The sequence below is a fragment of the uncultured Planococcus sp. genome, assembly GCF_947501725.1.
Lineage (GTDB): Bacteria > Bacillota > Bacilli > Bacillales_A > Planococcaceae > Planococcus > Planococcus donghaensis_C.
Map to the genome: position 1 here is coordinate 37,685 of NZ_CANMXD010000013.1, position 11,934 is coordinate 49,618.

Here is an 11,934-nt window from a genome sequence, read left to right on the forward strand (position 1 = left end):
AAGCTGTTTCCGTCCGTTTCTAAATTTCCTGGAGTTTTGGTTTTACTTTTTCAAATGCCTTCTCCAGATCTTCGATTAAGTCATCCGTGTGCTCCAGTCCGACCGACAGCCGCAACAAGGAATCGCTGATGCCCATCGCCAGCCTGTTTTCAGGTGGCACGACCGCATGCGTCATCGATGCCGGATGCTGGATCAGCGTCTCTGCATCACCCAGGCTGACTGCAATCTTAATGAGTGACAGCGCATTGAGGAAAGCTTGCGCTTCTTTTTTGCCGCCTTCGATTTCAAAGGAAATCAACCCTCCGCCTTGCCGCATCTGCCGTTTGGCAATTTCAACCTGCGGGTGCTGATCGTCGAAAGGATAATAGATTTTCTTCACCATTTCCTGTTGTTTCAAAAAGCGCAATACTACTTTGGCATTGGCGACGTGCCGATCCATCCGTACATGCAGAGTTTTCATTCCTCTGAGCAATAGCCAGGCATCAAAAGGTGACATGATGCCGCCGACGTCCTTTTGGACCGTCATCCGGAGATGTTGCATTTCATCCGCATCCCGCCCCACTAACACTCCACCGACTACATCCCCATGGCCGTTCAAGTATTTAGTTGCGCTGTGCAAAACGAAATCCGCACCCATCCGCAATGGATTCTGCAGGTAAGGTGAACTGAAGGTGTTGTCCACTACGACGCGGATGCCATGTCTTTTCGCTACTGCCATGACCGCTTGCAGATCCACAAGTTCCATCGTCGGATTGATCGGTGTTTCCACATAGATGCACACAGTTTCCGGTCGGATTGCCTGTTCCACTTCCTGCTCGGTTGTCATGGACACCAAATCATGCGTAATCCCATATTTTTCTTCCATGATTTCCAGCAAGCCGAAAGTACAGCCATAAATCCCCCTCGAGCAAAGGACGTGATCGCCCGCTTTGGTCAAATAAATCAGAGTGGCACTGACAGCAGCCATCCCCGAACCGAAAGCGAGTGCTCCCTCGCCCCCTTCGATTTCCGTCATCCGCTCCTCAAGTACACGGACTGTCGGATTGCCGAGCCGCGAATAGATATTGCCTTCACAATTCCCTGCAAACCGGTCCTCTCCCTGCTCTGCATTCTCAAAAGAATACGTAGAGGTCTGATAAAGCGGTGTCACCAAACTGTCGTGGTGCTTAGAGCTGTCATAGCCCTTATGGATAACCGCCGTCTCGATATTCATTTCTTTTTCTCTCATCAAAATCCACCCCTTAGCTAAAATAGAAAGCGCTTACATATCACCTTAATTTCATTCTACATTGAACGATATAAAAAAGGAAGCCGGCGCTTCCAACTATCTCCCGGCTTCCAGTTGACTTAAGGATCCAAAATCGGTTATACTATGCTTTGTGTAAAATAATCGCAGCAGTTGTATGTGCGTGTTCGTCCATTTTATTCCTCAAAAGGAAAGCGCAAGCGCCCGTTCAGATTCGACAGGCATAAGACGATCCGGTGAAGCGGCTTTTGGGCCGCATAGCCGGAGTGGCTTATGATCCGAGAATCTGGGCGCTGAAGGCTAGACATAGCAGGTGTATCGCGTAACTCTTTGGCTGCTGAGCGAAGGTACAAGAATATAAAATGGCTTGCAGCATGAATGCATCTGGTTTTTATTTTACTCTAAAAACCAAAAACAGAGGAGGAGACTTATATGTCTCGTTATACAGGTCCATCATGGAAACTGTCACGCCGTTTGGGAATTTCCCTTACAGGTACAGGTAAAGAATTAGAAAAACGCCCTTACGCACCAGGTCAGCACGGTGCTAACCAACGCAGAAAAGTTTCTGAATATGGTTTGCAACTACAAGAAAAACAAAAACTACGGTTCATGTACGGAGTTAACGAACGTCAGTTCAAAACTTTGTTCAACAAAGCCGGCAAAATGCCTGGTAAGCACGGTGAAAACTTCATGATCCTTCTTGAAGCTCGCCTTGATAACGTTGTTTATCGTTTAGGCCTTGCGCGCACTCGTCGCCAAGCTCGCCAAATCGTAAACCACGGCCACATCCTTGTTGATGGCAAACGCGTTGACATTCCGTCATTCAGCGTGAAACCAGGACAAACAATTGCTTTCCGTGAAAAATCAAGCAACCTTGATGTAGTAAACGAAGCAATCGAAGTAAACAACTTTGTTCCTGAATACGTAACTATCGATACTGATAGCAAAACAGGAACTTTCGTACGCCTTCCAGAGCGCAGCGAATTGTCTGCTGAAATCAACGAACAGTTGATCGTTGAGTACTACTCACGTTAATTGAAAAATTACGTAATGGTAGTATCGAAAACCCTCGAAACCTTGTTAATTCAATGGTTTCGGGGGTTTTTTCGTTTTTCCGGATTCTTTGTACGGGCCTCTTCCGGGAGGCATTTTTTTCTTTACTGCAAACAAACTGCGGTTTACTGCAAACAAACTCTTTATACCGCAAACAACTAGCCCGATTCCGCAAATAAAATCAGTATTCCGCTAGCAAACCAACGTATTGCGCAAACAACAACGCAAAACGCATAAAAAAATCCCCGGAGCCGCCGACCGCTCTGGGGATTTCCACTGTATTTATACTAAATGGACTCTATTTTGTTTCAATGCTTGAGCGAGTGTGTTGTAAACTTCGATATCGATGAACTTAATGCCCAATTGCACCGCCGTTTGGGCGATGACCGGACTGATGCCTGACAATGCCACTTGCACTCCGATGATCTCCAGCCCTTTGATCAGCTGGAATACCTGCTGGGCCACCATCGTATCGATGAGCGGGACGCCGGACAAATCGATGAACAGCTTTTCCAGGTTGTGCTTGGAGCTTTGCGCCAACGCTTTTTCGAACATGATTTCTGCCCGGTGCGGTGTAATTTCACCGATCAATGGCAGCATGCCGGTCTTTTTAGCCAGCAGAATAACCGGGGCACTCATTTCCACGATCATCTGTTGCTGGGAATTCATCCGTTTTTCTGCGGCTCTTGAATTCTTGTCGGTGAACTCAACGATGACTTTGCTGATGGTTTGAACGACTGCTTTCGTCCATTCCACTAACCTTTCGTGGCTCACCTTATCTTTATGGCTTAAAGCATAGGTTCCTATTTCCTCGAGATACTGCTGCTGCGTCCGGAAAAACTCTCCGATGACCTCTACAATCGGCGTATCCAGGTGCGCGTCATCTTTTGCGATCGTTTCTATCCAATCCTGAAAATCCGAAACAAACTCATGATTTTCCTTTTCGAACATGGCACAAAATCGCACATGGAATTCGTGGTTCTGTTTTTTCAGCAAAGCGACTTTCTCGGGGTCGGTCGAACTATAGACTCCAGCTTTAGTTTTATCTAAAGAACTATACCACTCCTCTGTCATTTCCCAGGTTCGGTTGCTTAGGTGTTCAAATAAGTCTTGATCTTTCAACATTTAACAGCTATTGCAATAAATCGACAGAAGAAACTGAGATGACTCAATCCAGTAGACTCTTCTGCCCCTCCGGCAATAGCTTCACCCCGCTCTCACTTAAAATTTCACTTCAGTTATTTATTTAATCATAATGAATTGCATTTTCTTCCACTCATTATCCCTACCCATCTGCCGGCAAGTTAAACACTCGACATCACGGTCTCCACCGCTTTAAAAAGAGGATATGCATCGGCATCGGTTAATTCACCGTCTCCTTTATCATACTTTGTTTGCATAATTTCATCAATTGAGAAGAAGTTTTTTATTGATACATGTTAAACTAATGAAAAATGGAGGTGGAGCCGGATGCGAATTATTTCAATTTGTCCGAGCAATACAGAATTACTGGCGTTTTTGGATGCTGAACACCTGCTGGTCGGCATCGATGATTTTTCTGACTGGCCAAAAGAAATCACGGCATTGCCGCGGTTGGGGCCTGACCTTTCAATCCGGATGGATGAACTCGAGGCATTGGAACCTGACCTGGTTTTGGCCTCTCTGAGTGTTCCAGGTATGGAAAAGAACGTCGACGAACTGGTTCGAAGAAAAATCCCCCACCTTGTACTCGATCCCCAAACACTGGAGGAAATCGGACAGGATCTGCTGACAGTGGCTGAGGCCTGTGGAATAGACGCCAATGCTGTACATGCTGAATACCTGGACGTCATCGAAGACATCAAATCACGGGGACAAAAAGCAGGATCCCGCCCTTCCCTTTACTGGGAATGGTGGCCAAAGCCTGTTTTCACTCCCGGCAACATCAATTGGCTGACGGAGATCAGCAGCATGACAGGTGCCCGCAACCTATTCGACGGGACCGATTCCGCCAATATCCAAACAGATTGGGCTGATGTACGCGAACGCCAACCTGATTATATCCTGCTTGCCTGGGTCGGCGTCTTGAGCTCGAAAGTCAAACCGGAACTTGTCAAAAAACGTCCCGGATGGAATGAAATGAAAGCCATAGACCATATCCATGTCATGGAGGAAGAACTCTATTGCCGCCCTTCCCCAAGGCTCATTGAAGGGGCCATCCGCCTGGGTAAATTAATTCATCCTGAGGAATTCCATGATATGGAACTGCCGCGTTTCATAAAAGAAAAGCAGATTTGAATTTATATGTTGATCGACGGAGCCAACCGTTAAACTGATTGTTTTCCAATCGAAAAGGCCATCCAATCGAGGATGGCCTTTTTTCTATCTCTTCAATCTACAATCCAGCTTGCCCGCGACGTCCGCCGTCCAGCGGATCATTATCCACACGGCTCCGGTCACCTCTTATCGTCGTCGTTCTATCATTTCCGATAAGTGGATCGCGTTCTGCTGTAAATGCGTCCCGGTCATTGCGGTCAGGTATCGAACTTCTGTCATCCTCGACCAGCACCAGTATTTTTCCTTCATTAAAATGCGTTTCGTACCGCTCCGCCTCTTCGTCCGGTATTCCCATGCCGATTAAAGCACCTGCAAGTCCGCCTACCCCAGCACCGGCTGCAGCACCTGTCAATCCAGCTGCTATCGGGCCAGCTGCAACAATAGGGCCGATTCCAGGAATGGCCAATGCACCGATACCGGCAAGCACTCCACCGAGTCCGCCCAATACTCCGCCTGTCGCTGCACCCGCAGCAGCCCCTTCTCCTGCCTGTGTTCCGGTTTCTTCTGCAACAGCTTCAGTTTCGCGTTTATCTTTACTCAAAACTGATATTTCCTCACTGTTGTACCCTTCCCGCTGCAACTCTTCAATCGCACGGATGGCTTGGTCTTCTGTTTCATAAGATCCAACTACTCTTGACATTTCTAACGCCTCCTTGAAGTTTTAGTAAAGTCAATCGTCGTTCATTTCCCATGTTACCCGCTGACTTGCCGAATAAACCCCGATTCCACATTTTTCAGTTAACTAAAAAAACAGGACATCCCGGAAAAAATCCGGCTGTCCTGTTCCAAGGCTTCTTATTGGAATTGCACCATGTGGTATTTCTTTTTGCCGCGGCGGATGATGGCAAAGGCGTCTTCCAACCGATCTTTTTCATCAACGACGTATTCCAAATCCGTCACTTTTTCCCCATTTACAGAAATCGCTCCATTTGTAACATCTTCACGCGCCTGTCTTTTCGATGAAGAAATACCGGCTTCTACAATCAAGTCGACGATGGATTTTCTTTCTTTTACCATTTCCACTGATGGAACATCCTTAAATGCCGCTTTCATCTCTGAAGACGACAATGCTTTCAAGTCTCCACTGAAAAGAGCTTTTGTGATGCGTTGCGCATCAGCCAGCGCTTCTTCACCATGGATCAGTTTGGTCATTTCTTCGGCCAACGTTTTTTGCGCTTTCCGCAAATGTGCTTCCGTTTCTACTGTAACTTCCAACGCTTCAATTTCTTCACGGCTGATGAAGGTGAAGATCTTCAAGTATTTGATGACATCGGCATCCGCTGCATTGATCCAGAACTGGTAAAACTCATAAGGCGTTGTTTTTTTCGGATCCAGCCAAACAGCGCCGCCGGCTGATTTGCCGAATTTTGTGCCATCCGCTTTTGTGACAAGCGGTATGGTGATGCCGAATGCTTTAGCTTCCTCATCATGCGTCTTGCGGATCATTTCAAGGCCGGAAGTGATATTGCCCCATTGATCAGATCCGCCGATTTGGATGCGGCAATTGTGCTCGTTGTACAAATGGTTAAAGTCGATTGCCTGGATCAGCGTATAGGAGAATTCCGTGAAAGAAATTCCTGTTTCCAAGCGTGTGGCCACCGAATCTTTAGCCAGCATGTAATTGACCGAAATCAATTTACCGTAATCGCGAAGGAACTCGATGACACTCATCTTGCCGACCCAATCGCGGTTGTTGACCATTTTCGCTCCGTTTTCCGATTGGAAGTCGAAGATCTGCTCCATTTGAACTTTGATCCCTTCAACATTGCGGTCGATCTGTTCTGTCGTCTGCAGTTGGCGCTCTTCGTTCCGTCCTGAAGGATCTCCGATCATGCCGGTCGCTCCGCCAACCAATAAAATCGGCTGGTGGCCGTGCATCTGAAAGCGGCGCAGCGTCAATAATGGAACAATATGCCCGATGTGCATGCTGTCTGCAGTGGGATCCACTCCGCAATATAAAGAAATTTTCTGGTCGTCGAGCAATTTCTCCATGCCTTCTTCATCGGTTTGCTGGTATAGAAGCCCCCGCCATTGTAAATCCTGAATTAATTTGTTAGTCATTCCAATTCCTCCTTAATAGTTTGAGACGATGGGAGCGATAAAAATCCACATAAAAAGCCCCTGCATGAAAAATTCATGCAGGGACGCAATTGCGCGGTACCACCCAGCTTGGAGAATAGATTCTCCCTCTCATCATGTGCCGAACGGGGCACTTCCGTAAACTCCAAGCCTGTAATTCGATCCATGCACTTTGACCGGTTCACACCACCCACCGGCTCTCTAAACAAAATCACACGTTCTACTTCGGACTCTTCATCGTTTTAATATGAAATATACTAGTAGTTTACTTTATTATATAGCATTGTCAATAAGTTTAGGTACAGTTATGAGAATATGATATAATATAATGGATTTTAGGAGGGCGATAACGTGCGTGATAAAATGAAAAATTGGATAAGTAAAGCTGAGGAAACAACCGATAGATGGACCTCGACAAAGTGGTTCAAACGACTGAGCATCACATCAGGAGTCATTTGGAATCTTGCATTGATCCTGGCAATAGTGTTGGTGACAGGCGGAGTTTTCGCCGCATCAGTCGGGGCGGGTTATTTCGCTTCGCTGGTGGATGAAGAAAAGCTTCGGACTCCCGATGAAATGCGTGGGGAAATCTACAGCTATGAAGAAACCTCCGAAATGTTTTTCGATAATGAAGTGTATATCGGGAAAATCCAGACAGATCTGGAACGGAAAGAGACATCACTTGATAAAATCTCCGATGTAGCCGTTGATGCTGTCCTTGCGACCGAGGACGAATACTTCATGGAACACGAAGGAATTGTGCCGAAAGCCATTCTTCGCGGTCTGCTGCAAGATGTCTCGAATTCCGACAGCCAAACAGGCGGATCGACGCTGACCCAGCAATTGATCAAGAATCAGATTTTGACGAACGAAGTTTCCTATGAACGAAAAGCAAAAGAAATCCTGCTTGCCATGCGCCTTGAAAAATTCATGACAAAAGACGAAATCATGGAAGCATATCTCAACATCATCCCTTACGGCAGAAACTATACCGGTGCTAACATCGCCGGGATTGAAACTGCGGCCAACGGCATTTTCAATGTGTCAGCAAGTGAATTGAACCTGCCGCAAGCAGCCTTCATCGCAGGAATTCCAAAAGCCCCTTTCCGCTACACCCCTTACACTTCAAGTGGTGAACCAAAAGAAGCTGAAGGATTGCAACCCGGAATCGACCGGATGAAAACAGTGTTGTTTCGGATGAAAGAAACCGAGTACATTACAGAAGAAGAATACAATGAAGCCCTTGCCTACGATATCGTAAAGGATTTTCGTCCACGAGAATCCCGTGCACGCGAGAACTACAAATTTGTCACCGTAGAAGTTGAAAAACGGGCGGCTCGGATCATCATGGACATTCTTGCTGAAAAAGATGGTGTCGATCCGGCAACGCTTGAAGAAAATGACAAGCTTTATGAAGAATACGCAATTCTAGCCGATCGGGCAGTCCGATCGAACGGTTACCGCATACACTCGACCATCAATAAAGAGCTATTCGATGCACACGAAGAAGCAAAAGACGCCTACACGCGCTACGGCACAACATTAACGGTACCATCAACCAACGAAGACGGCGAAGAGGAAATGAAAGAACTTCCCGTCCAGGTCGGAAGCATGATGCTCGAAAATAAGACTGGGCGCATTTTAAGTTTTGTAGGCGGCCGTGACCACGAAATAGAAGAATTGAATCATGCAACCCAAGCATACCGTTCAATCGGTTCTACCGTAAAACCTTTACTCGTTTACGGACCAGCCATTGAATATGGAAACATCGGTGCCGGAAGTCCAGTTGTCGATGTAAAGTTCACCTTAAATGATAACGGCACACCTTGGACTCCGGCCAACTTCATCGCCTCAAGCGAACAAGGCATCATGCCTGCACGCGATGCACTGGCACAGTCACAGAACTTGCCTGCCCTTCGCCTATTCGGCCAAATCAGAGAGAAAATGCCGATCAATTATTTGATCAATGCCGGCTTCTCCCAAGTTGAAGAAAAAGAAAATTATTATCCTTCAACGGCCTTGGGCGGCGGAATCGAAGGGTCTGTTGAAGAGCTTACCAGTGGATATGCCACTATCGCCAACGGCGGCAAAAGAATTGAACCGTATATGATCCAGCGCATTGAAGATGCGGATGGCAATATTGTTTTTGAACACGAAACCGAAGAACAGGAAATCTATACCCCCCAAACAGCCTACGTCCTGACAGACATGCTGCGGGATGTCTTCAAAACAGACAGGGGTACAGCCAACCGTGCCAATGACATGCTGAATTTCAGCGCTGATTTTGCCGGTAAAACAGGAACTACACAAGAAACAAGAGATGTTTGGCTAGTAGGATATAATCCGAACATCACAATGGGCCTATGGCTTGGATATGACCGTGAAAAGTATTCACTCGACAATTTCCAAAATGTCAATTTGCCTCCTTCCCTACGCGTTAATCAGTTATGGGCGAGCCTGATGAATTCAACTTATCAAACTACACCTGATTTGATCGGAGCCAATGAAACATTCAAAGCTCCGAAAGGCGTCGTAACACGGTCGTTCTGCAGCATTTCAGGTCTTGCACCAGGCGGAGCCTGTTCAGCAGCCGGCCTCGTGACATCTGATTTGTTCAATGCGGATGCCATGGTTCCGACAAAAGCGGATGACAGTTTAACAAGTGGTTCGTTTACCACAATCAACGGAAAACGTTATGCTGCTTTGTCCAGCACGCCAAGTGAATTCACTTCAGGCGGAGGAATCTCGGTTTCACAGAAATACATTGATCGCATGATGGCGCCATTCGGTGGAGACGCCGGCAAGTTGTTCCCTGGCAACTCCAGATTCTCTTCAGTTGCATCAGGTGCAAGTTTCAAAGCCGATGGCGTCGCTCCTGGAAGTGTAGGAGCTGCAATCAGTGGAAATACAATTACTTGGACCAATTCCGGTTCAAATGATGTAGTCGGATACCGCGTATACAAAAACGGTACGCGTGTCGCTTCCATATCAGAAGCAAGAAGTAATTCCTATACCGCTTCTGGCGCAGGAAGTTACACCGTAGTAGCTGTGGATATTACAGGCAAGCAATCGGCTGCTTCAAACAGTGTCAGCATCGCTGCACCGAAGCCAAAGCCTGTACCAAAACCTGAACCGAAACCGGAACCAAAACCAGAACCGACCCCGCCACCGGAAGAGAAAGAGCCGGAAGCGGAAGTTGAAACACCTGCTGAAGAAGAAGTTGAAACGCCGCCAGCAGAGGAAGAGGAAGCTCCTCCTGAAGAAGAACCGGAAGAGCCGACCGAAGAAGAACCGGCTCCGGAAGAACCTGAAGAACCGGAAGAGCCAGCTGAAGATGATGCGGCTTAACACATTTAGACCGACTCGCGTGTTATGCGAGTCGGTCTTTTTCTCTATAAAAAAGAGCAGCAGGCGAAATTTCGCTTGCTGCTCTTTTTACTTTTAGTCCTCCATTGTAGACAAGTCACCTGTCGGCAAGTCCAACTCCCAAGCCTTCAGCACCCGGCGCATAATCTTACCACTACGTGTTTTCGGTAGTTTATCCTTAAACTCGATTTCACGTGGTGCTGCATGCGCAGCCAAGCCTTTTTTGACGAATTGGCGGATATCCTCTATCAATTCTTCAGAAGGTTCATAACCGTCAACCAAAGCGACAAATGCTTTGATGATCTCTCCACGGACCGGATCCGGCTTGCCGATGACCCCAGCTTCTGCAATCGCTGGATGTTCCAGCAACTTGCTTTCCACTTCAAACGGTCCGACACGCTCACCTGACGTCATGATGACGTCATCCACACGTCCCTGGAACCAGAAATAACCTTCTTCGTCCATATAAGCTGAATCTCCTGACACATACCATTTATCCTTCAGGAAATAGGAATCGTATTTGGCAGGATTATTCCAAATCTGGCGCATCATCGCTGGCCAGCCTTTTTCAATCGCCAAATTGCCCATTTGGTTAGGCGGCAATTCATTGCCCTGGTCATCCACGATAGCAACTTTAATGCCCGGTACTGGTTTACCCATAGATCCAGGCTTTATGTCCATTGCTGGATAATTACAGATTGTCTGTGCACCCGTTTCAGTCATCCACCAAGTATCATGGATGCGTCGATCGAAAACCTGCGCTCCCCATCTGACCACTTCAGGATTCAATGGTTCACCTACTGACAATACATGGCGAAGCGTCGATAAATCATATTCTTCCACTAACGCATCCCCCGCGCCCATGAGCATACGGAACGCCGTCGGTGCACTGTACCAGACAGTGACGCCATAATCCTCGATGGCTTGATACCAGCCGTCCGGGGAGAAGCGACCGCCCAGAATAACAGTCGTAACACCGTTCAGCCATGGAGAGAACACGCCGTACGCCGTCCCTGTCACCCAGCCAGGATCCGCCGTACACCAGTAAATATCGGTTTCGTTGAAGTCCAAGACCCATTTTCCGGTCTGGTATTGCTGCACCATCGCATACTGGGCATGCAGGACACCTTTTGGTTTACCTGTAGAACCCGAAGTATAGTGAAGGACCAAGCCATCCTCTTTATCCAACCATTCAAGTTCGAATTTATCTGAACGGGAACGCAGATGCTTCAACACATCGATCTGTCCTTCCTGTTCAGTGATATCATCTCCAACAAGGAAAATGGTTTCAAGATTCGGCAACCGGTCATAAGGCACCCGCTCCAGCAGATCTGGCGTCGTGATGATCGACTTAGCTTCACTGTCATCCAATCGGTCATAGATGGCGCCTTCCATGAATGCCTCAAACAACGGCCCTACAATAAGGCCCATTTTCAATGCCCCGAACATAAGGAAATACAATTCTGGAGAACGCGGCATGAAAATAAAGATTCGGTCTCCTTTTTCCAATGTCGAATTCTCCTTCAACAAATTGGCTGCACGGTTTGTCATACGTTTCATCTCATAGAATGTATACGTCTCATTTCTGTTCTGATCTTTGTAATACAGTGCCACTTTATTTTTTCGATCGGAATCTGCATGGCGGTCAATCGCTTCATGAGCCATATTTACTTTTCCGCTTTCATACCAACTGAATTCTTTCTCGACTTCAGCCCAGTCGAAGTTCGCAGCTATCTCTTCATAATTATGTAATTGATGCACCCCTGCTCTTGCTGGTAACGCTTCCACTTTCATCCTGATCACCCTTTCATTATCGATTACCTTATATTCTACAACATTGTCATAATTGAATGCTAATTATTTTAACTTTTTAG

8 protein-coding genes and 1 other annotated feature are annotated in these 11,934 nt (G+C 47.0%); of the genes, 3 read left to right on the plus strand and 5 right to left on the minus strand.

All coding sequences use genetic code 11. The features are described from left to right. Nucleotides 1-19: 19 nt before the first annotated feature. Nucleotides 20-1,228 carry a methionine gamma-lyase gene (gene megL / locus Q0785_RS17475; RefSeq protein ID WP_298832983.1) on the minus strand — a complete coding sequence of 403 codons (1,209 nt, stop codon included), beginning with the start codon at nucleotides 1,226-1,228 and terminating at the stop codon, nucleotides 20-22. Nucleotides 1,229-1,678: 450 nt separating this feature from the next. Here megL and rpsD point away from each other — a divergent pair, with 450 nt between their 5' ends. Further along, nucleotides 1,679-2,281: a 30S ribosomal protein S4 gene (gene rpsD / locus Q0785_RS17480; protein WP_008429073.1), complete on the plus strand. Its 603-nt coding sequence runs from the start codon at nucleotides 1,679-1,681 to the stop codon at nucleotides 2,279-2,281. A 300-nt stretch (nucleotides 2,282-2,581) separates the two neighbouring features. Here the strand turns inward: rpsD and Q0785_RS17485 are convergent, their stop codons facing one another. Beyond that, nucleotides 2,582-3,424 (minus strand): STAS domain-containing protein, encoded by an 843-nt coding sequence (locus tag Q0785_RS17485; protein WP_298832994.1) that lies wholly within the window; start codon nucleotides 3,422-3,424, stop codon nucleotides 2,582-2,584. Nucleotides 3,425-3,769: 345 nt separating this feature from the next. Between Q0785_RS17485 and Q0785_RS17490 the strand changes: the two genes are divergently transcribed. Further along, entirely contained in the window at nucleotides 3,770-4,576 is an 807-nt protein-coding gene (locus tag Q0785_RS17490; RefSeq protein WP_298832998.1) for a cobalamin-binding protein, read from the plus strand. A 97-nt stretch (nucleotides 4,577-4,673) separates the two neighbouring features. Here the strand turns inward: Q0785_RS17490 and Q0785_RS17495 are convergent, their stop codons facing one another. Beyond that, nucleotides 4,674-5,255 carry a general stress protein gene (locus Q0785_RS17495; protein ID WP_298833001.1) on the minus strand — a complete coding sequence of 194 codons (582 nt, stop codon included), beginning with the start codon at nucleotides 5,253-5,255 and terminating at the stop codon, nucleotides 4,674-4,676. Between the two features lie 155 nt (nucleotides 5,256-5,410). Next, on the minus strand, nucleotides 5,411-6,676 hold the full coding sequence (tyrS, locus tag Q0785_RS17500) for a tyrosine--tRNA ligase (RefSeq protein WP_298833004.1): 1,266 nt from the start codon (nucleotides 6,674-6,676) through the stop codon (nucleotides 5,411-5,413). Between the two features lie 76 nt (nucleotides 6,677-6,752). Further along, nucleotides 6,753-6,941, minus strand: a binding site (T-box leader). Between the two features lie 104 nt (nucleotides 6,942-7,045). Here tyrS and Q0785_RS17505 point away from each other — a divergent pair. After that, nucleotides 7,046-10,042, plus strand: a complete 2,997-nt coding sequence (locus tag Q0785_RS17505; RefSeq protein WP_298833007.1) for a transglycosylase domain-containing protein — start codon at nucleotides 7,046-7,048, stop codon at nucleotides 10,040-10,042. 93 nt (nucleotides 10,043-10,135) lie between these two features. On the opposite strand, the gene acsA is transcribed toward Q0785_RS17505, so the two are convergent. Further along, entirely contained in the window at nucleotides 10,136-11,854 is a 1,719-nt protein-coding gene (acsA, locus tag Q0785_RS17510; protein WP_298833009.1) for an acetate--CoA ligase, read from the minus strand. Nucleotides 11,855-11,934: the final 80 nt, after the last annotated feature.